Origin of the sequence: Amycolatopsis sp. FDAARGOS 1241 (genome assembly GCF_016889705.1) — a bacterium.
Classification (GTDB): domain Bacteria; phylum Actinomycetota; class Actinomycetes; order Mycobacteriales; family Pseudonocardiaceae; genus Amycolatopsis.
In genome coordinates, this window is sequence record NZ_CP069526.1 from 8,283,368 (window position 1) to 8,308,690 (window position 25,323).

The following is a 25,323-nucleotide window of genomic DNA, read 5'->3' on the forward strand; positions in this document are numbered from 1 at the left end:
CCGCGTGAACCCCGTAAGGGTGGGGGTTCACGCGGCGGACACCACGGCCCCATACCTTGGTACGCATGGACATGATCACCCCGGAACCGCGGCCCGCGTGGATCGCCGGCCGGGCGGAGCAGGGCGCCGAGACGATCGTCGTGCGGCACCCGTTCGACGGCAGCGAAGTGGCGACGGTGGCGGTGCCCGGCGCCGATCAGGTGGAGCGCGCGGTGGCGGCCGCCGCGGGCGTCGCGCGGGAGTTCCGCCGCACGCCCGCCCACCAGCGGGCGCAGGCGCTGGTGCACGTCTCTCGCGGGTTGTCGGCACGCGCCGAAGAGATCGCCGAGGTGATCACCGCGGAGAACGGCAAGCCGCTCAAGTGGGCGGAGGCCGAGGTGAGCCGCGCGGTGTCGGTGTTCCGCATCGCCGCCGAGGAAGCCCGCCGGTTCAGCGGCGACGTGCAGCGCCTCGACGCCGACCCGTCCGGCGACGCGCGGCTGGCATTGACGCGGCGCGTGCCGCGCGGGCCCGTGCTCGGGATCGCGCCGTTCAACTTCCCGCTGAACCTGGTGGCGCACAAGGTCGCGCCGGCGTTGGCGGTCGGGGCGCCGATCATTGTGAAGCCGGCACCGCGCACGCCGTTGTCGGCGCTGATCCTCGGTGAGCTCCTGGCCTCGGCGGATCTGCCCGAAGGCGCGTTTTCCGTGCTGCCGCTGGGGAATGAGGCGACGCAGGCGCTGGTGGCCGACCCGCGGCTGCCCGTCGTGTCGTTCACCGGCTCGGGCCCGGTCGGCTGGTCGATCGCCGACGCGGCGCCGCGCAAGCACGTGGTGCTGGAGCTCGGTGGCAACGCGGCGGCCGTGGTGCTGCGCGACTGGCCGGACCCCGAGGGCGCGGCGCAGCGTATCGCGACGTTCGGCAACTACCAGGCCGGACAGTCGTGCATCTCGGTGCAGCGGGTGATCGTCGACGCCGCCGTGGCCGAGGAGTTCGTCCCCGCGCTGGTGGAGGCCGTCGAGGCACAGCACACCGGTGACCCGTACGACCGCAACACCGACGTCGGCCCGGTCGTCGACGAGGCGGCGGCCGAACGGATCATCGCGTGGGTCGAGGAGGCCGTGGCCGCGGGCGCGAAGGTGCTGGTCGGCGGCACGCGCGAGGGCACGAACGTCGCGCCGACGCTGCTCACCGATGTGCCGCCGGCCACCAAGGCCTGGTCGGAGGAGATCTTCGGCCCCGTGCTCGCGGTGTCCGTTGTGGACGGTGTCGACGAGGCGTTCGCGGCGGTCAACGACTCGGCCTACGGGCTGCAGGCCGGGGTGTTCACCAGCGACGTGCAGCTGGCCTTCCACGCCTCCGCCGAGCTCGAGGTGGGTGGCGTGATCATCGGCGACGTGCCCTCCTACCGCGCCGACCAGATGCCCTACGGCGGGGTGAAGGGCTCCGGGGCCGGGCGCGAAGGCGTGCTCTCGGCGATGAACGACCTCACGGAGGAACGCGTGACGGTGTTCACCGGCGTGGACCTCTGAGCCGTCTACGCTGACTGGGCGAACTTGAGGACGCCGTCCGGGTCGTAGGTCTTCGCGACCTGCTCGAGCCGAGCGGCGTTTTCGCCGTAGTAGGCGGTTTTCCAGTCGGGCATCGCCGGGTCGACGTAGTTGACGTAGCCGCCGCCGGCGCCCGCGTCGGCCAGCCCACTGACCACAGTGGACACGTTCTTCGCGACGCTGCTGTGGTTGCCCGTGGTGGCGGGCGCGTAGACCTGGATGCTCGCGAGTGCTTTGCGGTGCGGGAACGCGGTGTCCGTGGGCGAGAGGTCGGCGACGGCACCGCCGAGGCCGTCGATCAGCAGGTCCATGCCCTTGTGCCCCGCCGCGAGGTCGCTGACCTTCGCACCCTGTACGGGGTCGGTGATGATCCGCGACGAGGCCACGAACGTCTGGCGGGCGGAGCTGCCGGAAAAGTAGTTCATGGCGCCGCCGTAGCTCAGCGACTTCATCGTCCGGCTCGACGGGCTCGCGCCCAGCTTGCCGAGCAGCGCGGTCAGGTCGTTCGAGCTGCCGACGAACGCGCCACCGACGCGGCACGCGACCGGCGAACCGCCGGAGACGACCAGGTTCGACCACAACTCAGGCGGAGTCGTCGGGAGCCACTGCTGCCACGCGTCGAGGACATCGCCGGCCGAGCCGCCGGGGAAGTGCAGGGAGAACACCGTGATGTCCGGCGCCGGGTCGGTGCGGAAGGTGAACGACGTGACGATGCCGAAGTTGCCGCCCCCACCGCCGCGCAGGGCCCAGAACAGGTCCGGCTCAGAGTCGGCACTCGCGGTGCGGAGCTTGCCGTCGGGGGTCACGACCTGCGCGGAGACGAGGCGGTCGCACGTCAGGCCGTATTTGCGCGCCACGACACCGATGCCGCCGCCGAGTGTGAGGCCCGCGATGCCCACGGTCGGGCACGACCCCGCGGGCAGGCAGCGGCCGGCCTTGGCGAGCGCCGCGTAGACGTCGCCGAGCCGCGCACCCGCACCGATCACGACCTGCTCGCCCTGCACCTGGACCTGCGCCATCCCGCCGACGTCGACGATCAAGCCACCGTCCGGAGTGGAGTACCCGGCGTAGCTGTGCCCGCCACTGCGCGCGGCGATCGGCAGCCTCTGCGCGGCGGCCTCGAAGCAGGCCTGCACGTCCTCGGCCTTCGCGACCTTCGCGACGGCGGCCGGGGTGTGGCCGTCGAACAGTGGGTTGAAGCCGTGCCTGGCAGTGGCGAACCCGCCGTCGCCGGGCAGCAGCAGGTCACCGCTGAGCTTGCTCTTGAGGGCGTTCCAGTCCGGCGGCCCACTCGGCTTCGCACTGGTCGACGGCGGGGGCGTCGGTGTCGCCGTGGCACTCGGCTGCTGGGCGGGCTTCGCGTCCGGCGAGCACGCCGCCGCCACGACCCCGAGCGTGCCGAGCCCGGCGGCCCGCAGGAACGTCCTTCTCCCGACAGTCATGTTTGATCAGACGTTCCGGACAGCGGGATGGTTCATTTCGTCGCCCGAGTGAGTGTCAGTCACCGCACCAATCGCGAGGGCGGAAACGTGGTGACGTATGTGCACTAGTGAAACCACCGCATGATTCGGGTCCTTCTACGAGCAGACGGGATGGTCACGCATGAACCTGGCAGTGCCCGGTTCGGCGGCGAGGACCTGCCTCGCGGCTTCGAAAGCGGTGTGGACCTGGCGCGCGTCCGGTCTCCAGCTGGTGACCGAAGGTCACGGCGGCCTCGGGTGAGAGGGCGCTGACGCGCTGCTGGATGCGGGTGAGGCCGGCCTGCAGCTGGGTGTAGACGGTCCTCAGGCGGTCGCGCGTGGGGCTCGGCGCGGCGCTGGTGACGTGGGCCGCGTTGGTTTTCACGACCGTGAGCAGGGTCGCGAGGTTCCGTTCGGCGTCCCGCTGGGGCTGCCGGCGCTCGGCGAGGGTGGCGTCGGCCATGGCCGCGTAGGGGATGGCGCCGTAGCCGGTGTTCTTGAGCGCCAGCAGTGCGGCCGAGGGGCCGCAGCAGAACTCGCCGGCCCAGTGGTAGGCCTCGCTTTCCGCCGGGGACAGCGCGGGCGGCGACGAGGCCGGCGAAGGCGCGGGAGCCGGTGGCGGCGCGGCCGTGCACCCGGCAACCCCAGCCAAGACCAGCACGGCCACGATCGACAACCTGCGCATGTGTCGTCCTTCCCCCACCACTCGGGCAAAGCCAAGCACAACGGGAAAACCCGCTTCACACCAGCGACTTCAACTCCGGCACCGGACCGTCGAGCGCGTCGCCCGAGGCGCGGCCGGAGACCCACGCCAGGACCGCGCCGGGGGTGCCCGACACGAGTCCGGCCGAGCCGTCGGCCATGGTCCACGTGTGGGTGCCGTCGGTGAGGCGGATCGGGGGTAGTTCGCCCGGGTACATGCGGATCATGTTGCCCACCACTGCTCCGATGTGGTCGCCCAGCAGGGAGCACGCGCTGGTGAAGTCGTGGCCGGCGTCGAGGTCGGTGAGGTGGATGGTGGTCTCGGCCAGGCGCAGCGTCAGGGCGTCGGCGCCGGTGATGGGCTGGCCGGCGCGGCCGCGGACGGGCGCGGTCCAGGCGTGGTCCGGCAGAGAAGCCGCGAGGTCAACGAGCCGCTCCCCCGAGGCGACGACGTCGGCGAGGATCTCGGCGGTGTCGCGGGCGGCGCCTGCGTTGATGGCGTCGTCGCGGGCGCTGCCGGGGCCGTACATGGGTGTTTCGACGCCCGTCGAAGCCCAGTTCAGGAGGTTGCCGACGGCGTCGGCGTTGCAAGCGAGGTGCGTGAGCAGGTGCCCGCGCGACCAGCCGGGCAACGCGCTCGGCGCGCGCACCGCGGCCTCGTCGAGAGAGCCGATGACCAGGGCCCACTCGTCCTGCAGTTCCCGGATGCGGACCAGCGCCGCGTCGGTGCTCACGCGGCCGATCCTAGGAGCAGTGACACCCGAAGACTAGCGGCGCAGCGCGGCAGGGGCGCCGGAAGGAACGGCCGGGTTCTTCGGCGCCACCGGCTCCAGCCGCGCGTACGCCGAGTCCTGGTTCGGACGCTGATCGGCCTCCCCCTTGTTGGGCCACAACGCGAACGCCCGCTCGGCCTGCGCCGTGATCGTGAGCGACGGGTTCACGCCGAGGTTCGCCGTGATCGCCGAACCGTCCACAACGGACAAACCCGGATAGCCGTAGACGCGGTGGTACGGGTCGATCACGCCGGTGTCCACGCTGTCGCCGATGGGCACGCCGCCGATGAAGTGCGCGGTCAGGGGGATGTCGAAGATCTCGCCCCACGTGCCGCCGGGCAGACCGCCGATGCGTTCGGCCGTGCGTTCGTTCGCCTCGTGCCCGGCGGGGATGAAGCTCGGGTTCGGTTCGCCGTGGCCCTGCTTCGACGTGTACTTGCGGCGCCCGAACCGGCCCGGGCGCGTGTAGGTGGTGATGGAGTTGTCGAGGCTCTGCATCACCAGCAGGATCACGGTCCGCTCGCTCCAGCGGTAGCCGTTGAGCAGCTTCGCCGCCTGCACCGGGTGCTTGAGCAGGAACGTCACCGCCTGCCGCCACCGCGGCACCGGCGACGCGCCGTCGGTCGCGACGGTCTGCAGCAGGCTCATCGCGTTGCTGCCCTTGCCGTAGCGCACCGGTTCGATGTGCGTGTTCTCGTCCGGGTGGATCGACGACGTGATCGCCACCCCACGGCTGAAGTCCCGCGACGGGTCGACCGAAGTGCGCGCCGCGCCGATGATCGCTTCGGAGTTCGTGCGCGTCAGCTCACCCAGGCGCCGCGACAGCTTCGGCAGCGCACCCGTGTCCTTCATGCGGTGCAACAGGTTCTGCGTTCCCCACGTCCCGGCTGCGAACACGACCTGGCCCGTGGTCACGGTGGTGCGGAAGCGCTTCGAGCACGTGCCCGTCTTCTGCAGCGTGACGCGGTAGCCCCCGCGCGCCGGCTCCACGGACGTGACAGTGGTGAGCGGGATGACCTTCGCGCCGTCCTGCTCGGCGAGGTACAGGTAGTTCTTGACCAGCGTGTTCTTCGCGCCGACGCGGCAGCCCGTCATGCACGAGCCGCACTCGGTGCAGCCGACGCGATCGGGCCCGGCGCCCCCGAAGTATGGATCACGCACGGTCTCGGCCGGATTGCCGAAGTACACGCCGACCGGCGTCGCGTGGAAGGAGGCACCCACGCCCATGTCTTTCGCGACGTCGCGCATCACGACGTCGGACGGTGTCAGCGTCGGGTTCGTGACCACCCCGAGCATCCGGCTCGCCTGGTCGTAGTGCGGCGCGAGTTCCGCCTCCCAGTCGGTGATGTGCGCCCACTGCCGGTCGGTGTAGAACGGCTTCAACGGCCGGTACAGCGTGTTGGCGTAGACCAGCGACCCGCCGCCGACGCCCGCACCGGCCAGCACCATCACGTCGTTGAGCAGGTGGATGCGCTGGATGCCGTAGCAGCCGAGCTGCGGGGCCCACAGGTAGCGCTTGAAGTCCCACGACGTCTTCGCGAACTCGTCGTCCGCGAACCGCCGCCCCGCCTCCACCACCGCGACGCGGTAGCCCTTCTCGGTGAGCCGCAGCGCCGCCACGCTGCCCCCGAACCCGGACCCCACGACCACGACGTCGTAGTCGGGACCCGCCTGCGCTGTGGTGGTGTTACTGGCAGTCACAGGCCGAGCGTAACCCGGGGGTTTCGTTCTGACCAGAGGTAAGTTACTCGTCGGTTACCCCGGCCGGAGAGCGGCGGCGAAAAGCGCCCGTGTCCGGGCGGACGCGGGAGCTTCGGCGGCAGGACGTCAGCGGCGAACCGTCAGCCCCACCCGCTGGAACTCCTTCAGGTCCGAGTAGCCCGTCTTCGCCATTGCGCGGCGCAGCGCGCCGAAGAGGTTCACCACGCCCTCGGCATCCGAGGACGGGCCGAAGAGGAGCGTCTTCAGGTCCACGGCGTAGTCCGAGTCCGGGCCGGCGACCACGCGCGAGCGCGGCAGCGACGGGTGCGCCGCGGCGGCGGTCCAGTACAGGCCCTGGCCGGGGGCGTCCGAGGCGGTCGCCAGCGGCGCGCCGAGCACCACGGCGTCGGCGCCGCAGGCGATGGCCTTGGCGATGTCGCCCGAGGTGGTCATGCCGCCGTCGGCGAGGACGTGGACGTAGCGCCCGCCCGTTTCGTCCAGGTAGTCGCGGCGGGCGGCGGCCGCGTCGACGATCGCGGTGGCCATGGGGACGCCGATGCCGAGCACACGGTCGGTGCTGGTCACGCCCGCGGTGTAGCCGTGGCCGACGATCACGCCCGCGGCGCCGGTGCGCATGAGGTGCATGGCCGTGCGGTAGTCGCTCACGCCGCCGGCGATCACGGGCACGTCGAGGCGCCCGATGAACTCCTTGAGGTTGAGCGGTTCCGCGTCGCGCCGCACGTGTTCGGCCGAGATGATGGTGCCCTGAACCACGAGGATCTCGACGCCCGCGGCCAGCAGGTCGGGCGTGAGCTCGGCGGCGTGCTGCGGGCTCACGCGCGCGGCGACCGTGACGCCCGACTCGCGGACGGTCTTGATCGCCTCGGTGAGCAGGTCGAGCCGGATCGGCGCGGCGTGCAGCTCCTGCAGCTCGCGGACGACGGCCGTCGGGTCGTCGGCGTCCTCCGCAGCGCGGACGAGCTTGAAGATGGCGTCCTCGACGTTCGCGTGGCGCGCCCACAGGCCCTCGGCGTTGAGCACGCCCAGCCCGCCGAGCTCGCCGATCGCGACGGCCGTGCCCGGCGACACGATCGCGTCGGTCGGGTGCGTGACCAGCGGCAGGTCGAAGCGATAGGCGTCGATCTGCCACGCGGTCGACACCACCGACGACGACCGCGTGCGCCGCGACGGGACGATCTCCACGTCATCGAGGTCGTACGCCCGCCGCGCGGTGCGACCCATCCCGATCTCGACCAGATCCCGCACGTGATGTCCCTTCTCGCACCGACGACAACACCGTCCATTGTCGCTAGTCCGCGCGGGTGACGAACGCACGGGGCCCCTTTCGTGCACTGACAACCGGAGGTTGTGAAACGCCCCACGCGGTTGTTTGCCACCCGCTCGCCGGCCGCTGTTGGATTCCTCCGATCGACGACAGGGGGAGCACGAGTGGCACTGGGGCAGGACTTCCGAAGGCTTTGGGTCGCGTACGCGACGAGCGCCGCGGGCACATGGCTCGCGCTCGACGCGTTCCCGTTCATCGCCGTGACGGTGCTCCACAGCACCACCACGCAGGTCTCGGTGCTCGCGGCGGCAGGGCTGGCGGTGGGCTCGCTGATCGCGGTACCGCTCGGGCCGTGGCTCGAGTTCCGGCGCAAGCGCCCGGTGCTGGTCGCGATGGACGCCGTGCGGTTCCTCGTACTGCTCACGCTGCCGCTCGGGTACTGGCTGGACGGGCTCACCTTCGGGCACCTGCTGGCGGTGTCGGTGGCCGTGGCCGCCGCGGACATCGTGTTCACAGCGGGCAGCGGCGCCTACCTCAAGGGGATCGCGACCGGCGAGGACCTGCTGGCCGCCAACGCCCGCTTCGAGACGACGCAATGGACGGCCACCGCGGTCGGCCCGCCGTCCGGCGGCGCGCTGATCGGCGTGTTCGGTCCCGTCACGACGGTGCTGATCGACGGCGTGAGCTACCTGCTCTCCGCTCTCGCCATCGGCTCGATCCGCACGCCCGAAGCGCAGCCGGCCGCGCGCCCGGAGAAGGTCCGGACCATCGATATCCTCGACGGCTGGCGCTACATCCTCGGCCACCGGCGCCTGGCCGCGCTGTTCTTCAACACCGCGCTCGTGAACGGCCTGATCATGGCGACGGCGCCGCTGCTCGCCGTGCTCCTGCTGCGGGAGCTGGGGTTCTCGCCACTCGAGTACGGCCTCGCGTTCGGCGTCCCGTGCCTCGGCGGGCTGCTCGGTTCACGGCTCTCGCGCCGCGTCACGGCGCGGCTCAGCGCCGAGCGCGTGCTGCTGTGGTTCGGGACGGGCCGCGCGTGCTGGCCCGTGCTGCTGGCGTTCACGCCGCACGGGGCGTTCGGGCTGGGGTTCGTGATGCTCGTCGAGTTCGGGCTGATCCTGACCATCGGCATCTTCAACCCGGTGTCGGCGACATACCGGCTGCAGGAGACGGAGACCTCGCGCGCCGCCCGCGTGCTCACCGCGTGGGGCATCACGACGGGCGGGACCCGGGCCGCGCTGATCCTCGGGTGGGGCGTGCTCGGCGCGTGGCTGGGCACACGGGAAGCGATCGGGCTCGCGGGGGTGTTGCTGCTGCTCACGCCCGTGCTGCTGTGGCAGGTCAGAACAACGTCGCGCCCGCCACGGCCCCCGCGATCGCGGACAGCACGCCGACCGCGATCGACAGCGGCAGCACCCGCTTCCCGCCCCGGGCCATGAGCCAGCCCGCGTACCCGAGCACGACGACGCCGATCAGGCCGCCCCAGACGGGTCCGATCAGCGACGACGTGCGCAGCCGATGACCTCGGCACCCGCGGCGGACCTCGCGCACGGTGCCGGCCCGCGTGAGCTCCACGGCCGTCCCGACGCCGGAGTCGAGCTCGGGGTCCGAACTGGACACCTCGACGTCTTCCCCAGCGGTGGTCAGGAAGCTCACGACGTAGCGGGTCACCGGGTCGGCGGCGTCGCTCACCTCACGGCAGCTCACGACCTGGGCCGCTTCCACGTGGGCCGGCCCGGTCAGCTCCACCGCCACTCCCGCGCCGACGGCCGCCGGGACGGCGAACCCGACGACGACCACGAACAGCTCGGCGAGGCGATCCGTTTTCACCGCACCACTCAGCCGCATCCGCGCCGCCGCCGCGACGGAACAAATGCCCGGCTGACCGAAGACGCAGCCGCCGCGGAAGACGTGTGCAGCACGGATTCAGCGGCGGCCGCGTGCGGAAGGGCGGGACTACCGCGTGGTGTAGTTCGGCGCCTCGACGGTCATCGTGATGTCGTGCGGGTGGCTCTCCTTGAGACCGGCCGCCGTGATGCGGACGAGCTGCGCTTCCTGCATCTGCGCGATCGTCTCGGCCCCCGCGTAGCCCATGCCCGCGCGCAGGCCGCCGACGAGCTGGTGCACGACGTTGGCGAGCGGGCCGCGGAACGGGATGCGGCCTTCGATGCCCTCGGGGACGAGCTTGTCCTCGTTGAGCACGTCGTCCTGCGCGTAGCGGTCCTTGGAGTACGACTTGCCCTGGCCGCGCGACTGCATGGCGCCCAGCGAGCCCATGCCGCGGTACACCTTGAACTGTTTGCCGTTCACGAGGATCAGGTCTCCGGGCGACTCGGCGGTACCGGCGAGCAGGCTGCCGAGCATCACCGTGGAGGCGCCGGCCGCGATGGCCTTCGCGATGTCACCGGAGTACTGGATGCCGCCGTCGCCGATCACCGGGACACCGGCCGGGCGGCAGGCCTGGTCGGCCTCGTAGATCGCGGAGATCTGCGGCACGCCGACGCCCGCGACGATGCGCGTGGTGCAGATCGAGCCCGGCCCGACGCCGACCTTCACGCCGTCGACCCCGGCGTCGACCAGCGCCTGCGCGCCCGCGCGCGTGGCGACGTTGCCGCCCACGATGTCGACGGCGTCGCCGAGCTCCTTCTTCAGCAGCTTCACCGTCTCGACGACGGCGCGCGAGTGGCCGTGCGCGGTGTCGACCATGAGCACGTCGACGCCCGCCTCGGCCAGCGCCATGGCCCGCTTGTACCCGTCGGCGCCGACGCCCACGGCCGCGCCGACGATGAGGCGGCCGTCGGTGTCCTTGGTCGACTTGGGGTACTGCTCGGTCTTCACGAAGTCCTTGACCGTGATCAGGCCGCGCAGCTTGCCCGCGCCGTCGACGATCGGCAGCTTCTCGATCTTGTGCCGGCGCAACAGGCCCAGCGCGGCGTCGGCCGTGACGCCGACCTGCGCGGTGATCAGCGGCGCCTTCGTCATGACCTCGCTGACCAGGCGGGTGTGGTCCACCTCGAACCGCATGTCGCGGTTGGTGATGATGCCCACGAGCGCGCCGGACGCGTCGGTGACCGGGACGCCGGAGATGCGGAAGCGGGCGCACAGCGCGTCGACCTCGGCGAGGGTGTCGTCGGGCGCGCAGGTGACGGGGTCGGTGACCATGCCGGCTTCGGACCGCTTCACCACCTCGACGGCGGCGGCCTGCTCGTCGATCGGCAGGTTGCGCTGCAGCACGCCGATGCCGCCCTGGCGGGCCATGGCGATTGCCATGCGCGCCTCGGTGACGGTGTCCATCGCGGCGGAGACCAGCGGCACGTTGAGCGTGATGTTGCGCGTGAGCTTCGTGCTGGTGTCGACCCCGCTCGGCACCACGTCGGATTCGGCAGGCAGCAGCAGCACGTCGTCGAAGGTCAGGCCGAGCATCGCGAACTTGCTGGGCACGGGGGCGGTGATGCTTTCGCTGGTCATAGCGGGCGAAGGGCCTTCCTGGCTGGGGTGAGCGGTGTGGCCGGGGGCTGGCTGAGCCTTCCCCTCATGATATCCGGGGTCCGCCCCTGACCCGGGTGGGTGGGGACGGGCGCCACAGTGCGGGTACCGTGCAGGCCGTGCCGCACGACGTGTTGCCTCCCGACCCCTTCGCGGACGACCCGGACGATCCGGCCCGGGCCTTCCTCGACCCCGAAGACCAGCTGGACGAGCCCATCAGCTCGGACGAACGCACAGAACTGCTGGCCGACCTCTCCGACCTGGCGGTCTACCAGGCCCTTCTCGAACCCCGTGGGGTGCGCGGCATCGTCGTCGACTGCGGCGAATGCGACGAACCCCACTACCACGATTGGCACCTGCTGCGCGCGAGTCTGGAGCAGTTGCTGTCGGACGGGCGCATGCGCCCCCACGAGCCGGCGTTCGACCCGAACCCCGGCGACTACGTGAGCTGGGACTACTGCCGCGGCTTCGCCGACGGTGTCACGGCGAACGAGAGCGCGTACTAGTTCTGCGAGCGAACGGCCCTGGTGAGAGCCATCACCGGGGCCGTTTTTCGTGCGGAACGAGAAAACGCCCCGGCGGCGGGCCGGGGCGTTCTGCCGAGCTAGGGGTTCGACGGCGAGATGTTCTGGCTGCCGCTGCCGCTGACGCCGCCGCTTTCCGCGGATTCGTTGGATTCGTTGCGGGGGCTGTTGCCGCTGCTGCCGCTGCCCGGATCGTTGCCCGTGGCGTCGGTGGGCGTGGTGGGCGGCGGCGAGGTGGCGCTCGTCGTGTCCGGCGGCGGTGGGGGCGGCAGCACCACGGTCGTCGTATCCGGCTGGCTGGTGCTGCCGGAGCCCGTACCGGGCAGGGACGTCGGCTGGCCCGAGGCCTGCTGCGACGCCGGGTTGTTGCCCGGGTTGCTGGCCGGCGGGGGCGTCGACGGGTTGTTCGACGGGGTCTGGCCCGTGGTCGGTGACGTCGGGCTGCCGAGCTGCGCGGCGAGCTGGCGGTGCTGCTCGATCAGCTGGTCGCGGTTCTCGTCGTCGGTGACCTGGTTCAGGGCGGCCTGCGCGTCGTCGAGCGCCTTGCGGGCGTCGGCGAGGCGGTTGTCGGCCAGCGCGAGGTTCGCCTTCTCGAGGTCGAGCTTCGCCGCAGCGGCGGCTTCGACCGAGCGGGCGTGGTCGGCGTAGAGGACCTTCGTGAGGCCCCAGAGGGTGTCGCCGGGCTGCGCGTCGCGCGCGGCAAGGCCGGTGCCGGTGAAGGCGATGGCGGCGGCCGCGCACGCGGCGGCGACCGGCACCAGGATGCGGCGCCGGCGGCTGCGGCCCGAGCGCTTGCGGGCGAGCGAGGCGGTTTTGACCGTGGTCACGGCGGTGTCGACGTCGACGAGCTCGGCGAGCGGCTCGCTGTCGATGTCGCGGCGCCACGCGAGCAGCAGGGCGTTGAGCTCCTGGTCGCCGAGGCCGTCGGCGATCGCCGGGTCGGTGCCGCCGAGTGCGTCGAGCAGCGCGTCGTCGGCCTGGATGGCCGTGAGGTCACCGTCGGCCTCCGCCTCGAAGGCGGTCATGCCGCTCGCGAACGCGTTCGGCGACAGGTCACGATCGTCGTCGTGATCGCTCACTCAGATCACCTCCTCGGCGGCGAGCACCTTACGCAAGCGCGCAAGCGCCCGGTGCTGGGCCACCCGGACCGCGCCCGGAGTCGACCCCACAGCCTCGGCGGTCTCCTCCGCCGAGAGCCCGACCACGACCCGCAGCACGACGATCTCGCGCTGCTTGTCCGGGAGCACCTGCAACAGCTGAGCCATCCGCTCGTTCAGCTCACCCTGCAGCGCGCGCTGTTCGGGACCGACACCGCCCTCGACCTCGTCGGGGACCTCGGCGACCGGTTCCGCACGGTTGCGGGCCGCCGCGCGGTGCGCGTCGGCGACCTTGTGCTGGGCGATTCCGTAGACGAAAGCCAGGAACGGGCGGCCTTGTTCACGGTACGAAGGCAATGCCGTGAGCACCGCGAGACACACCTCCTGCGCAACATCGTCTGCCGAAGCGAACGAACGCTCCTGCCTGCCAACTCGAGCGCGGCAATACCGCACTACCAGGGGGCGGATGGCCGCCAGCAGCCGATCGACTGCCTGGGGGTCTCCCTCCACAGCAGCGGCGACCGGCTCATCCAATCCGTCCCCCACATTGGCCATCGCAGACAACAGTCCCAGTGTTACGTGTAGGCGTGCAAAGAATCCGGCGCGTGGTCATCGTGCCCCCGCCCGCCGGTGACAGTTACCGTACCGTCGGCTACTTCGCCGACAACCGCCAGAGGTGGCCTCCGGCATGCCGCGGTTGCTCCACCTTCAAGGACGCGTGAACTCGCCAAAAGTTCAACGACCGGCTGACCAGCGGGGTACGGATCGCTCCGCGGGCGGCCGGCGCCTTCTGCTGCGTGCCCGAGCGGCGGGGACGAAGGTGACGAACGTGACCGGTGACACAGGTACGGGCCAGGGCGGAACCCTGGCCCGTCGTCACCGTGGCGTCAGATCGGACAACCTGTCACGCGGAGCGTGAAACGTGCTTTCGGAGGTTCGGAAAAGGTTCAGGACACCAGTCCGCGGCGGAAGCCGTGGGCGACGGCCTGGGCGCGGTCGCGGACGCCGAGCTTGCGGAACAGCCGGCGCGCGTGCGTCTTCACGGTGTCCTCGGACAGGTACAGCTCGCGGCCGATCTGACCGTTGCTCTTGCCCTGGCTCATGCCGCGCAGCACCTGCAGCTCGCGCTCGGTGAGCTGCACACCCGGGTCGGACGGCTGGCGCGGAGCCGGCACCGAGGTGCTGGCGAGGGTGTGGGCGAGCGCGGCGACGAGCTCGGGCCGCGACGCGTCCCAGCGCAGGTAGCCGCGGGCGCCGCCGGCGATGGCGGCGGCGATGCTGCCGGCGTCGTCGGGCGCGCCGAAGACGATGACGTTCGCCTGGGGGTTCGCGGAGACGAGCCGGCGAGTGGCTTCGACGCCCGTCGGGACCGCTCGCTGCGTCCCGACCAGCACGACGTCGACCGGCTGACGGGTGTACCGGGCCAGCAGCTCGTCACCGTGTGCTACACAGTCGATGCGACTGACCCCTGGGACCGCGGACATCACACGGGTGAGCCCTTCGCGGACACTGCGTCGGTCGTCGCAGATCAAGACCGTCGTCACGGGGTTTCCTTCCTGCAGCCGGGTGACATTCCACTTCCCCTATCGGACGCTTTAGCCCGAACCTTGACACGATCCGGTGGCTTTTTTTGAAGTTTCTTAGCCCGGATGCCGGAACGGCGGTTTCCAGGAGGCTCAACCCGGCCCCGTGGGTACCCACGGCGATTCAAGTGCGATCCGCATCACGCAAGGATCTGCGCGTCGTAACACTGCGTGCAACACTTCGCGGCTTCTGAATCGATACTTCTCGGCGTGTCCAGCCCCCAGATCGGCCGCGACACGCGTCGCCACCCAAATAAGTGAATTTAGTTCGTATTTCTCGGCGTCGATGGCGGCATTTGTGACGACATCGATAGCCCAGGCCCGTTCCGCCGGATCACCGGCGGTCGCGAGCGCCACTCCGAGCACGATGTCGGATTTCACGATGTGCCGGCGCGAGCCGCGGGCGCGAGCCGCTTCCACAGCTCGCCGCGCGGGCGCCACGGCCTCGCGCGGCCGGCCGGCGGCCAGTTCGATCTCTGCGCCGACCCAGCCGCCGCGGACGGTCGCGCGCCACCGGTCGTCGGCCTGGGCCGCCCGGGCGGCGAACCGGCGCGCGGCGGCGAGGCGGCCGAGGGCGAGGTTGTCGGCGGCGAGGCCGAGGAGGGCGTCGGCCCGGGCGCCGGTGGCGTCGAGGCCGTCGGGATCGGCGGTGCCGTCGGGATCGTCGCCCGGGAGGAGCTTGGGCGTTTCCACGCCGACCTGGGCATCGACGCCGGGCGGACCGGTGCGGGTCGGGCCTTCCGCAGGGTTCGCGAGCATGGACAGGGCCGCGCCGTCGAGTGCGCGGGCCGCGACGTGACCGCCGAGCTGGCGGCGGTGGGACGCGAGCGTGCTGGCCGCCAGCGAGGCCGGCACGGGGTCGCCGCCGCGGCGCAGGCCGGCCAGTGCCGTGGTCGCGGCGGCATAACGGCCCTGGCCGCCAAGCACGATCGCAGCCAACAGCCGCTGCCGCGGCGGTGCCCAGCGTGGCGCCGTGACCGGCTCCGGCGGTGGGATGAGGTCACCGAACGCGAGCTCGGCGAGCGTGGACTCCTGCATGGGACCTTTTTAGCGTCCCGCTCCGACAAGAACGTGCTCGACGCGGTCGGCGGCGGCGGGCAGGTCGGCGAGCAGCTCCACCTTGCCGGGCAGCACGGCGGGATCCCAGCCGGGCCCGCACGCGAACAGGCGGCTGCGCTGACGACCGCGGGACACGCGCGCGAACAGCCGCGGGTCCGCACCCGCGCGGCGGTGGGCCCACAGCACGACGGCGGCGGGCGCGCTGCGCCGCACCGCAACCGCCAGCACCTCCGCCGGCAGCGGGACACCGAACAGCTGCGCCCCGATCCGGCGGCCCGCCAGCGCGGCGGTCAGTGCGTAGACGGGCATGGTGTCGCGTTCATCCGGTACGCAGGCGACCAGTACGGGCCGCAGGTTACGGGGCACGTCGAGCACGGGCGTCGAGCGCACGAGCGCCGCGTACACGCACTCGGCGAGCAGGTACTCGACCTCGGCACCGGCGCTGACGCCGCGCCAGCGCGCGCCGAGCGCCGTGAGCACGGGTTCGATCACGCCGGACCAGGCCGGGAGCACGCCCAGTTCGGCGAGCGCTTCGGCGAGCATGCGCTGGACGGCACCGACGTCCATGGCCAGCGCGGCCGTGCTCAGCCGGCGCGCCAGGCGGGTCGGGACCTCCCCGTCGTCCGGCGCGGGCTCCGGCGGCGCGGCGGGTTCTTCAACGCGTGGCTCGCCGTCCGTGCGCGGCAGCTGTTCGAGCGCGTAACGGGCGGCTTCGGCGGTCGAGGCGCCGCGCAGCAGGGCGCGTTGCATGAGTTCGAGGCGGTCGATGTCGGAGCTGCCGTAGCGGCGGTGGCGGCCGTCGGTGTGCCGGCTGGGGCCGAGGCCGTAGCGGCGGTCCCAGGTTCGCAGGGTCGACGGGGCGACCCCGAGCCGGCGAGCGACCGAGGCCACCGGCAGGGTGGGTTCTCCTTCACGCGTTCCGGATCCCACCCGGCCCAATATCCAGGGCCTCGACGGTGACGGCAACCGGAGCCAAAACCCCTGCTCACCAATCCGGGGGATGCCTAACGGCTGAATCGTCCCGAAGCTCTTGAACAACCTTTGGCGCGCTTCTAACGTTACCGCCGTTGCACCGAATGGAGTATCGGCACCACAGCAGAGCAGCTAATGGCATCGACCGGATGACGGAGGCGGTCAGGATGGCAGACACGCGCAGGCTCCCCGGCCCCAATGCGGACATGTGGGACTGGCAGCTGGAGGGGTCGTGCCGGGGGATGGACAGTGCGGCGTTCTTTCACCCGGACGGCGAGCGGGGGCCGGCGAGGGCACGTCGCGAGGCCAGGGCCAAGGCGGTCTGCCTGGCCTGCCCGGTGCTGGACATGTGCCGCCGGCACGCGCTGGCCGTGCACGAGCCCTACGGGATCTGGGGCGGCCTGTCGGAATCCGAGCGCGAGAACCTGATCAAGCAGGACAAGCGAGCACTGAGCATGACCTGAGCGGTTGTCACGACTTTGCCGGGGCGGTGTCCGATGTGGACACCGCCCCGGTGTCGTTTTCGGGGTTTTCGGGCTTTCCGGGCCACGAAGCGAGCGCGGCGTCGATGACCGCCGTGAGCTCGGGCAGGCCGGCGCCGTCACGGGCCTGCACGGACAGGCCGAACAGGACGGTCGAGAAGAAGCCGCCGAGCGCGTCGACGTCCGTGCCCTCGGGCAGTTCGCCGGCTTCGAGGCCGCGGCGCAGGCGCGTGCGGATCAGCTCCCGGACGAGATCGCGAGCCTCGCCGAGGTGCTCGCGCACGGACCGGTTGGCGGGCGCGCAGTTCGTGGCGGCGAGGACGACCATGCAGCCCGAGGGGTGCGCGGATTCGACGTACACGCGGGCGTTGTCGCGCAGCATCGCTTCGATGGCCGCGCGGGCCGTCGGCTCCTCGGCGAGCGCACGGGCCGTATGGCTGCCGTACGTGGCGCTGTACTGCTCGACGGCCTCGCGGAACAGGGCTTCTTTGCTGCCGAAGGCCGCGTACAGGCTGGGTGGGTTGATGCCCATCGCGCCGGTCAGGTCGGCGAGCGACGCGCCTTCGTAACCGCGCTCCCAGAACACGAACATGGCCGCGGTGAGCGCGCGTTCGCGATCGAACGCCCGGGGCCGGCCGCGCGGTGACATCGGCCACCTTCCTTAGCGAGCGATACAGAAAAACTTGACGAGGCGATCGTACGCCAGCTTTTATGTAGTCATCGATACAGAAAGGAGCCCTGATGGGCAACCTCGACGGCAAGGTCGCGCTCGTGACGGGCGGCAGCCGTGGCATCGGCGCGGCGATCGCAAAGCGGCTGGCCGCGGACGGCGCCGACGTCGCGATCACCTACGAACGTGCGGCGGAGAGGGCCGCGACCGTGGTCAAGGAGGTCGAGGCCCTCGGCCGGCGCGGCCTCGCCCTGCAGGCCGACGCGGCGGACGCCGGCGCGGTTTCGTCGGCAGTCGACCGCGTGGCCTTCGAGCTCGGCGGGCTCGACGTCCTCGTCAACAACGCCGGCGTGATGACGGCGACGCCCTTCGAATCGCTCTCGGTGGACGAGGTGGACCACATGCTGGCGGTCAACCTGCGGGCCGTCGTGGTCGCCACCCAGGCCGCCCTGCGCCACCTCCCCCGCGGCGGCCGCGTGATCTCGATCGGCAGCGACCTGGCCGAACGCGTGCCGTTCCCGGGCGTGACCCTGTACTCCGCGACCAAGGCCGCCCTGGTCGGCCTGACGCGGGGCCTGGCGCGGGACCTCGGCCCGCGCGGCATCACCGCCACCGTCGTCCACCCCGGTTCCACGGACACGGACATGAACCCCGCCGACGGGCCGGGCGCGGCCGGCCAGCTGCCGCACATCGCCCTGGGCCACTACGCGGAAGCCGCCGACGTAGCCGCGACGGTGGCCCACGTGGCGGGCCCGGACGGCCGGTACCTGACAGGTAGTGCGATCACGGTGGACGGCGGATTCACGGCCTGACCCAGTGCTCTCGGGCAGTTCCCCGCGAGACAGAAACTCCCCGCCTCATGGAGGGGCCGCCCCCTCCCGTTCTACTCGCCGGCATCGACAAAATCGGCTGGCGAGAGGGGTTGTCCACAGCGTTCCGAAGTTGTGGGCAACTTGGCAGGCGGGCGATCGGCCTGCGACTGGCGCTCGGTCTGACAGCCACAAGCGGATCGGCCGAGCAGCACACTCGGCAACGAAAGCCGACCGACCACGCAACAAACCCATCGGACCAACGAGAAACGGGGCGGCACTACCGAACGAAAGCCGACCCGGCCACGCAACAACCACGGCACGAACGAGAAGCGGGGCGGCACTCCCGAAGGAGTACCGCCCCGCTTCCGTACTGGAAGAAACTCAGTGCGCGTGCCCGTGACCGTGGCCGGTCTCGGGCTCCTCCTCGACCGGCTTCTCGACCACGGAGCTCTCCGTGGTGAGCACGAGCCGGGCGATGGAGGCGGCGTTGGCGACCGCCGAGCGGGTCACCTTGACCGGGTCGACGATGCCCGCGGCGATGAGGTCCGTGAGCTCGCCGGTGGCGGCGTTGAAGCCCTGACCCCAGCCCTGCTCCTGGACCTTGTTCACGATGACCGCGCCCTCGTGGCCCGCGTTGCTGGCGATCCAGAACAGCGGGGCGGTGAGCGCGTCGCGGACGATCCGGACGCCGGTGGCCTCGTCGCCGGTCAGGCCGAGGTCACCCTCGAGCTCCTTGACCGCGTGGACCAGCGCTGAGCCGCCGCCGGGGAGGATGCCCTCCTCGACGGCCGCCTTCGTCGACGCCACGGCGTCTTCGATGCGGTGCTTGCGCTCGTTCAGCTCGGTCTCGGTGGCCGCGCCGACCTTGATCACGGCCACGCCGCCGCCGAGCTTCGCGAGGCGCTCCTGCAGCTTCTCGCGGTCCCAGTCGGAGTCGGTGGTCTCGATCTCCTTGCGGATCTGCGCGATGCGGCCGTCGATGGCGTCCTTGGAGCCGGCGCCGTCGACGATCGTGGTGTCGTCCTTGGTGACGACGATGCGGCGCGCGCGACCCAGCGAGCTCAGGTCGATCTCGGACAGCTTGCGGCCGATCTCGGCGGAGATGACCTCGCCGCCGGTGACGAACGCGAGGTCGTCCAGGAACGCCTTGCGGCGGTCGCCGAAGAACGGCGCCTTGACCGCGACGGCGGTGATCGTCTTGCGCAGCGAGTTCACCACGAGGGTGGACAGCGCTTCGCCGTCGACATCCTCGGCGATGATCAGCAGCGGCTTCTTGGCCTCGACGACCTTCTCCAGCAGCGGGAGCAGGTCGGCCAGAGCCGAGATCTTCTCGCGGTGCAGCAGGACGTACGCGTCCTCGAGGATCGCCTTCTGGTCCTCGGGGTTGGTGGCGAAGTGCGCCGACAGGAAGCCCTTGTCGAACTGCACGCCCTCGGTCACCACGAGCTCGGTCGCCAGGGTCGACGACTCCTCGATGGTGATCACGCCGTCCTCGCCCACGCGCTCGACTGCCTCGCCGAGCAGCTGGCCGATCGTGGCGTCGCGAGAGGTGACGGTGCCGACCTGCGCGATGTTGTCGCGGCCCTTGACCGGGGTCGCCTTGGACTTGAGGACCTCGACGACCTTCTCGGCCGCAGCCTCGATGCCCTTGCCGACCGAGGTCGGGTTGGCACCGGCGGCGACGTTGCGGAGGCCGTGCTTCACCAGCGACTGCGCCAGCACCGTGGCGGTGGTGGTGCCGTCACCGGCGACGTCGTTGGTCTTGGTGGCGACGTTCTTGGCCAGCTGCGCGCCGAGGTTCTCGAACGGGTCGTCGAGCTCGACCTCGCGCGCGACGGTCACGCCGTCGAGGGTGATGGTCGGGCCGCCGAACTTCTTGTCCAGAACGACGTGGCGACCGCGCGGGCCGAGGGTGACCTTGACCGCGTCGGCGAGCTTGTTCACCCCGCGCTCCAGCGCGCGACGAGCGTCCTCGTCGAAGTTGATCTGCTTGGGCATGACTTGGTTCCGATTACCTTTCGGAGGGTGTGGCGGAGACGCAAAGACGCCCCGTCCCCGGCTTGAGCGGGGCCCGGGGCGTCATGCGCTGCGAGCGGTCGTCAGTTGATGACGGCCAGCACGTCGCGGGCGGAGAGGATCAGGTAGTCCTCACCGTTGTACTTGACCTCGGTGCCGCCGTACTTGGAGTAGATGACGACATCGCCCACGGCCACGTCGAGCGGCACGCGGTTGCCCTTGTCGTCGATCCGGCCCGGGCCCACGGCCAGGACCTTGCCCTCCTGGGGCTTTTCCTTCGCGGTGTCGGGGATGACGAGGCCGGAAGCGGTCGTCTCCTCGGCCTCGCTCGTCTGGACAACGATCTTGTCCTCGAGCGGCTTGATGTTCACGCTCACCGGGTTGACCTCCACGGTCGTCGAAAGCGTCGGCAGGATGACTACGGCTCCTACCACCCCCGCCGTCGCGGGTGCCGGGCGTGTTCGGGCCGTTCGATTAGCACTCTAGCCATGGGAGTGCCAGCTTTGCAAGGAGGGTCTCCCCTACTCGGGAAAACTTCGCTCCACCAGGCCTGACCGGGGGTTTTGTTCCGTGGTGGTTCCGCGAACTCTCCACAGCACCTCAACCTGGTCACCTCCAGTATGCCCGCCCGGTCTCCGATGAGGCGGCAGTTCGAGGCGCGCTGGCTGTGAGTCCGGTCGCCGTCGCAGACCAGCCCGCGCGCACGCGGCCGCGACCCGGTGGCGCCGTGCCCATTGAGGGCCTTTGCCGGGCAGGCACCGACCGCGCCACGGCCTCCGGCGTGGTCATCCCGCACAATGTCGCCAGCAACGCCGACAGCCCGGAAGAGGTCCAGTCGATTGCGGACGCCTTTGCCGCCGCCGGTGGCCGCGTCAGTTCTCGGCGCGCGGGCGGTGGGGTTCGGGGTGCCCGTCGGAGCCGAAGGGGAGGTCGCGGTCGACGTGGTCGGCGTGGTGCAGCGCCTGGGCAAGGAGGCGGCGGACGTGGTCGTCGGCGGCGGAGTAGAAGACGAACGTGCCCTCGCGGCGGCCCTTGACGAGGCCGGCGAGGCGCAGTTTGGCCAGGTGCTGCGAGACGGACGTCGGGGTGACGCCGGCGAGTTCGGCCAGGCACGCGACGGACGACTCGCCCTGCAGGAGGGCCCACAGGACCTTGATGCGCGTCGGGTCGGCGAGCAGGCGGAAGGACTCGGCGGCGAGGTGCACCTGCTCGTCGTTGGGCATGTCGAAGTCCGGCAGCGCGCTGTGCATGACGCGCACCCTACTCGGCTGCGTGCATACCTACATACCTTCATGCATACGCAGGTACGCTGGTAGGCTCCCCGCCATGACCACCGGTCACGGGCACCACCACGGCTTCGCCCGCGTGCGCCACGCCCTCGCCCCGCACAGCCACGACAGCACCGACCGCGTCGACGACGCGCTGGAGACCAGCCGGCGCGGGATCCGGGCGCTGGTCTGGTCGTTCGCCGCGCTCTTCGCGACCGCGCTCGTGCAGGTGGCACTCCTGCTGGTCACCGGATCCGTGGCCCTGCTGGGCGACACGATCCACAACTTCGCCGATGCACTGACCGCGTTGCCGCTCGGGCTCGCGTTCCTGCTGGGCCGCAAGGCGGCGACGCGCCGGTACACCTACGGGCTCGGCCGCGCCGAGGACCTCGCGGGCGTGGTGGTCGTGCTGATCATCGCCGGGTCCGCCGCACTGTCGGCGTACGAGGCGATCCGGCGGCTGGTCGACCCACAGCCGGTGACGCACCTGTGGGTCGTGGCGGTCGCCGGCGTGGCCGGGTTCGCCGGCAACGAGCTCGTCGCGCGCTACCGCATCACGGTCGGCCGGCAGATCGGGTCCGCCGCCCTCGTCGCCGACGGGCTGCACGCCCGCACCGACGGGTTCACCTCGCTGGCCGTCGTGCTGGGCGCGGCGGGTGTGGCGCTCGGTCTCCCGGCCGCCGACCCGATCATCGGCCTCGTCATCACCGCGGCGATCCTCCTGGTCCTGCGCGACGCCGCGAAGGAGGTGTTCCGCCGGCTCATGGACGGTGTCGATCCGTCCACTGTGGAACGCGCCGAGCGGGCCGCCCGCGCCGTCCCGGGCGTGCGCGATGTCGCGGACCTGCGGATGCGCTGGATCGGCCACCGCCTCCACGCGGACCTCGCCATCCGGGTCGACGACACCCTCACCGTCGAGGCGGCCCACCGGCTCGCGCACGAGGTCGAAGACCGTCTGCGCGAAACCACGCCGCGGCTCGCGGCCGCCGTGATCCACACCGAACCGGCGGAGAGAGCCGGAATCGCCTGAGCGCACCGCGATCCCGGTTACGCTCGGCGCGTGATCACCAAGATGGCCGACGACAGCGCGGGCGACGCGGGCTACGGCGAGATCGGCAAGGTCTACCGGGGGTTCCGCAACCCCGATCCGCGGATCGCGCGGGCGATCGCCGACGTGCTCGGCGACGCGGAGACCGTGGTGAACGTCGGGGCCGGGGCGGGGTCGTACGAGCCCGCGGACCGGGCCGTGACGGCGGTCGAACCGTCGGCGTCGATGCGAGCACTGCGGCCCGCCGGGCGGCCGGCGGTGGACGCGACAGCCGAGGACCTGCCGTTCGACGACGACAGCTTCGACGCGGCGATGGCGACCTTCACCGTGCACCAGTGGCCCGACCTCGCCAGGGGGCTGAGCGAGCTGCGACGGGTCACGACGGGACCGGTCGCGATCCTGACCTGCGACCCCGACCTCGTGCGCGGCTTCTGGCTCTACGAGTACGCGCCGGAGGTGCTCGACACCGAAGCACGGCGCTACCCGTCGATCACGGAGCTCGCCGAAGGCCTGGGCGGCGAGGCCGAGACCATTCCCGTGCCCATCCCGAAGGACTGCGCCGACGGGTTCAACGAGGCGTACTTCGGGCGCCCCGAGCTGCTGCTGGACCCGGCCGCGCGGCAGGCCTGCTCCGCGTGGAGCTTTGTCGACAAAAGTGCTCACGGCCGGTTCGAATCCGCGCTCGAGCGGGATCTTGCCGACGGCACCTGGGACGCCGGCCACGGCCACCTCCGGCAGCAGCAGGCTTACGACGGCTCTCTCGTGCTCGTCGTCAGCCACCCGGCGGACTGAGTGCACCGCTGAGCGGAACCGCCGTAACGACGGATTACCACTTGCCCCCGGTTCTGGTTAGGTTTCGCCCGAACAGCACCTATCACCTGGGGGTCCCCACCATGTCCCACACGCTTGCACGACGGCTCGCCGTCGCGGGTGGCGCGGGGTTGCTGGCGGTCGCGTTGGCGACGCCGCTGCCCGCGCAGGCACAACCGCCGAACCAGCAACGCCAGCAGGACTTCGCGCACGCGGCGCACGAATTCGGCGTGCCGCTCGACGTGCTCCTCGGCGTCTCGTACCTGGAGTCCCGCTGGGACTACAACGCCGGCACGCCCAGCACGGCCGCCGGGTACGGGCCGATGCACCTCACAGATCTGCGCGCGGCCGGCGTCGTGACCAGCGAGTACGACCAGGGCGGCGAAGACCCGCGCGGGGACACCGCCCGGCCCGCGTTGCACCCGAAGGCCGACGGGCCCGCCGCCGCGCCGCCGAGCCTGCAGACCGTCGACGAGGCGGCCGCGCTGCTGCACACCGACGCCGCCACGCTGCGTCGCGACCCGGCGCAGAACATCCGCGGCGGCGCGGCGCTGCTGGCCGAGTACCAGCGCCGCCTCGGCGTTCGCAGCACCGACGCGCAGGACTGGTACGGCGCCGTTGCCGCGTACAGCCATTCGGAGGACGTGACGGCGGCGCGGACGTTCGCCGACGAGGTCTTCGACACCATCGCGACGGGCGAGAAGCGCACGACCGACGACGGCCAGACGGTCACCCTCGCCGCGACGCCGGGCCTGACACCCGACCGCTCGCAGGCCGCCCGGCTCGGGCTGCGCGCCGACGCGCCGCCCGCCACGGAGTGCCCGGAGTCGGTTGCTTGCGAGTCCGTGCCCGCGCCCTACCAGGAGCTACCGGGCGGCGACTACGGCAACTACGACATCGCGAACCGGCCGCAGAGCCAGAAGATCGACACCATCGTCATCCACGACACCGAGGGCTACTGGGCCGACGCGCTCACGCTGGCGCAGGACCCGACGTACCTCGCGTGGCACTACACCGTGCGCTCGCAGGACGGGCTGATCGCGCAGCACGTGGCGACGAAGGACGTCGGGTGGCACGCGGGCAACTGGTACGTCAACGCGAAGTCGATCGGCATCGAGCACGAGGGCTTCGCCGCGCAGGGCACCTGGTACACGGAGGCGATGTACCGGTCGTCGGCGAAGCTCGTCGGCTACCTGGCGAAGCGTTACGGCGTCCCGCTCGACCGCGCGCACATCATCGGCCACGACAACGTGCCGGGCACCACGCCCGCGACGATCGCCGGCATGCACTGGGACCCTGGGCCGTACTGGGACTGGTCGCACTACTTCGACCTGCTGGGTGCGCCGATCAAGCCGACGGGCCGGCCCGGTTCGCCGATGGTGACGATCGCGCCGTCGTTCACCACCAACAAACCCGTGATCACCGGCTGCGACAAGATCGGGTCCGGTGACCCCTGCCCGGTGCGGGGTTCGGAAGCGGTGTGGCTGCACACGGCGCCGGACGCGTCGTCGCCGTTGCTGGCCGATGCAGGGCTGCACGGGTCATCACCGTCCACTGTGGACGTGTCCGATGTGGGCAGCCGCGTGGCCACCGGCCAGAAGTACGCGGTGGCTGGACGTCAGGGCGGCTGGACGGCGATCTGGTACCTCGGGCAGAAGGGCTGGCTGCCGAGTTCGGCGGTGATCCCGGCGAGCGGGCTCGTGGTGACACCTCGCCCGGGCAAGGCGACGATTCCCGTGTACGGACGGGCGTTCCCGGAGGCGTCGGCGTACCCGGCGGGGATCACCCCGCAGGCGCTGGCCCCGATGCCCTACACGTTCTCCGCGGGCCAGAAGTACACCGTCGGCGGCATCGTCGGCTCGGAGTACTACTCGGCGACGACGTTCGACGTGTCCCAGCACGTGGTCGTGCGGGGCAAGACGAAGTACGTCGAAATCCAGTTCGGGCACCGCATCGAGTACGTCAACCTCGACGACGTGCTGCTGCTGCCGGCGATCTGAGCTGACGGCAACGGCCCCTCCCGGAGGTTTCCGGGAGGGGCCG

The 25,323-nt window shown here is 71.3% G+C and carries 24 protein-coding genes; 8 read left to right on the top strand and 16 right to left on the bottom strand.

Going from position 1 to position 25,323, the window contains the following annotated elements; genetic code table 11:
- Positions 1–65 precede the first annotated feature (65 nt).
- On the top strand, positions 66–1,511 hold the full coding sequence (locus tag I6J71_RS40170; RefSeq protein ID WP_204091633.1) for an aldehyde dehydrogenase family protein: 1,446 nt from the start codon (positions 66–68) through the stop codon (positions 1,509–1,511).
- 5 nt (positions 1,512–1,516) lie between these two features.
- Here I6J71_RS40170 and I6J71_RS40175 read toward each other — a convergent pair whose 3' ends face one another.
- The 5 genes from I6J71_RS40175 to I6J71_RS40195 form a co-directional block, all read right to left on the bottom strand.
- Positions 1,517–2,971, bottom strand: coding sequence for an FAD-binding oxidoreductase (locus tag I6J71_RS40175; RefSeq protein WP_204091634.1), 1,455 nt, complete (start codon positions 2,969–2,971; stop codon positions 1,517–1,519).
- Positions 2,972–3,125: 154 nt separating this feature from the next.
- On the bottom strand, positions 3,126–3,674 hold the full coding sequence (locus I6J71_RS40180) for a hypothetical protein (protein ID WP_204091635.1): 549 nt from the start codon (positions 3,672–3,674) through the stop codon (positions 3,126–3,128).
- A 55-nt stretch (positions 3,675–3,729) separates the two neighbouring features.
- Entirely contained in the window at positions 3,730–4,425 is a 696-nt protein-coding gene (locus tag I6J71_RS40185; RefSeq protein WP_239154186.1) for a maleylpyruvate isomerase family mycothiol-dependent enzyme, read from the bottom strand.
- A gap of 33 nt (positions 4,426–4,458) precedes the next feature.
- The gene (locus I6J71_RS40190) at positions 4,459–6,165 is read right to left on the bottom strand and encodes a GMC family oxidoreductase (RefSeq protein ID WP_204091636.1); all 1,707 of its coding nucleotides are present in this window, start codon (positions 6,163–6,165) and stop codon (positions 4,459–4,461) included.
- 126 nt (positions 6,166–6,291) lie between these two features.
- A complete protein-coding gene (locus tag I6J71_RS40195) occupies positions 6,292–7,431 on the bottom strand; it encodes a GuaB3 family IMP dehydrogenase-related protein (protein ID WP_204091637.1) in 1,140 nt (379 codons plus the stop codon).
- 183 nt (positions 7,432–7,614) lie between these two features.
- Between I6J71_RS40195 and I6J71_RS40200 the strand changes: the two genes are divergently transcribed.
- Positions 7,615–8,892 (top strand): MFS transporter, encoded by a 1,278-nt coding sequence (locus I6J71_RS40200; protein WP_239154187.1) that lies wholly within the window; start codon positions 7,615–7,617, stop codon positions 8,890–8,892.
- On the opposite strand, the gene I6J71_RS40205 is transcribed toward I6J71_RS40200, so the two are convergent.
- The gene (locus tag I6J71_RS40205; RefSeq protein ID WP_204091638.1) at positions 8,795–9,283 is read right to left on the bottom strand and encodes a hypothetical protein; all 489 of its coding nucleotides are present in this window, start codon (positions 9,281–9,283) and stop codon (positions 8,795–8,797) included. The two genes, I6J71_RS40200 and I6J71_RS40205, sit on opposite strands and share 98 nt — an antisense overlap.
- 126 nt (positions 9,284–9,409) lie before the next feature.
- The gene (guaB, locus tag I6J71_RS40210) at positions 9,410–10,921 is read right to left on the bottom strand and encodes an IMP dehydrogenase (RefSeq protein WP_204091639.1); all 1,512 of its coding nucleotides are present in this window, start codon (positions 10,919–10,921) and stop codon (positions 9,410–9,412) included.
- Positions 10,922–11,049: 128 nt separating this feature from the next.
- Here guaB and I6J71_RS40215 point away from each other — a divergent pair, with 128 nt between their 5' ends.
- Positions 11,050–11,445, top strand: a complete 396-nt coding sequence (locus tag I6J71_RS40215) for a DUF5319 domain-containing protein (RefSeq protein WP_204091640.1) — start codon at positions 11,050–11,052, stop codon at positions 11,443–11,445.
- Between the two features lie 98 nt (positions 11,446–11,543).
- On the opposite strand, the gene I6J71_RS40220 is transcribed toward I6J71_RS40215, so the two are convergent.
- From I6J71_RS40220 to I6J71_RS40240, 5 genes are all read right to left on the bottom strand, one after another.
- The gene (locus I6J71_RS40220) at positions 11,544–12,542 is read right to left on the bottom strand and encodes an anti-sigma-D factor RsdA (protein ID WP_370542043.1); all 999 of its coding nucleotides are present in this window, start codon (positions 12,540–12,542) and stop codon (positions 11,544–11,546) included.
- The gene (locus tag I6J71_RS40225; RefSeq protein ID WP_204091641.1) at positions 12,543–13,115 is read right to left on the bottom strand and encodes a sigma-70 family RNA polymerase sigma factor; all 573 of its coding nucleotides are present in this window, start codon (positions 13,113–13,115) and stop codon (positions 12,543–12,545) included.
- A 392-nt stretch (positions 13,116–13,507) separates the two neighbouring features.
- Entirely contained in the window at positions 13,508–14,104 is a 597-nt protein-coding gene (locus I6J71_RS40230) for a response regulator transcription factor (protein ID WP_020662719.1), read from the bottom strand.
- A gap of 132 nt (positions 14,105–14,236) precedes the next feature.
- Positions 14,237–15,181 (bottom strand): hypothetical protein, encoded by a 945-nt coding sequence (locus tag I6J71_RS40235; RefSeq protein WP_204091642.1) that lies wholly within the window; start codon positions 15,179–15,181, stop codon positions 14,237–14,239.
- Positions 15,182–15,190: 9 nt separating this feature from the next.
- Positions 15,191–16,093, bottom strand: coding sequence for a MerR family transcriptional regulator (locus I6J71_RS40240; protein ID WP_204091643.1), 903 nt, complete (start codon positions 16,091–16,093; stop codon positions 15,191–15,193).
- Positions 16,094–16,323: 230 nt separating this feature from the next.
- Between I6J71_RS40240 and I6J71_RS40245 the strand changes: the two genes are divergently transcribed.
- Positions 16,324–16,638 carry a WhiB family transcriptional regulator gene (locus I6J71_RS40245; protein WP_304503257.1) on the top strand — a complete coding sequence of 105 codons (315 nt, stop codon included), beginning with the start codon at positions 16,324–16,326 and terminating at the stop codon, positions 16,636–16,638.
- 7 nt (positions 16,639–16,645) lie between these two features.
- Here I6J71_RS40245 and I6J71_RS40250 read toward each other — a convergent pair whose 3' ends face one another.
- Positions 16,646–17,305 carry a TetR/AcrR family transcriptional regulator gene (locus tag I6J71_RS40250; protein ID WP_204091644.1) on the bottom strand — a complete coding sequence of 220 codons (660 nt, stop codon included), beginning with the start codon at positions 17,303–17,305 and terminating at the stop codon, positions 16,646–16,648.
- Positions 17,306–17,397: 92 nt separating this feature from the next.
- On the opposite strand from I6J71_RS40250, the gene I6J71_RS40255 reads away from it, so the two are divergent.
- The gene (locus I6J71_RS40255) at positions 17,398–18,138 is read left to right on the top strand and encodes an SDR family NAD(P)-dependent oxidoreductase (RefSeq protein WP_204091645.1); all 741 of its coding nucleotides are present in this window, start codon (positions 17,398–17,400) and stop codon (positions 18,136–18,138) included.
- Between the two features lie 381 nt (positions 18,139–18,519).
- Here the strand turns inward: I6J71_RS40255 and groL are convergent, their stop codons facing one another.
- From groL to I6J71_RS40270, 3 genes are all read right to left on the bottom strand, one after another.
- Positions 18,520–20,136, bottom strand: coding sequence for a chaperonin GroEL (gene groL, locus I6J71_RS40260; RefSeq protein ID WP_204091646.1), 1,617 nt, complete (start codon positions 20,134–20,136; stop codon positions 18,520–18,522).
- 101 nt (positions 20,137–20,237) lie between these two features.
- A complete protein-coding gene (gene groES / locus I6J71_RS40265; RefSeq protein WP_009072407.1) occupies positions 20,238–20,531 on the bottom strand; it encodes a co-chaperone GroES in 294 nt (97 codons plus the stop codon).
- Between the two features lie 495 nt (positions 20,532–21,026).
- Positions 21,027–21,404, bottom strand: a complete 378-nt coding sequence (locus I6J71_RS40270; RefSeq protein WP_204091647.1) for a helix-turn-helix transcriptional regulator — start codon at positions 21,402–21,404, stop codon at positions 21,027–21,029.
- A gap of 76 nt (positions 21,405–21,480) precedes the next feature.
- Between I6J71_RS40270 and I6J71_RS40275 the strand changes: the two genes are divergently transcribed.
- From I6J71_RS40275 to I6J71_RS40285, 3 genes are all read left to right on the top strand, one after another.
- The gene (locus I6J71_RS40275; RefSeq protein WP_204091648.1) at positions 21,481–22,452 is read left to right on the top strand and encodes a cation diffusion facilitator family transporter; all 972 of its coding nucleotides are present in this window, start codon (positions 21,481–21,483) and stop codon (positions 22,450–22,452) included.
- A gap of 30 nt (positions 22,453–22,482) precedes the next feature.
- A complete protein-coding gene (locus I6J71_RS40280) occupies positions 22,483–23,262 on the top strand; it encodes a class I SAM-dependent methyltransferase (RefSeq protein WP_204091649.1) in 780 nt (259 codons plus the stop codon).
- A gap of 101 nt (positions 23,263–23,363) precedes the next feature.
- On the top strand, positions 23,364–25,280 hold the full coding sequence (locus I6J71_RS40285) for an N-acetylmuramoyl-L-alanine amidase (RefSeq protein ID WP_204091650.1): 1,917 nt from the start codon (positions 23,364–23,366) through the stop codon (positions 25,278–25,280).
- The last annotated feature ends 43 nt before the right edge of the window (positions 25,281–25,323 follow it).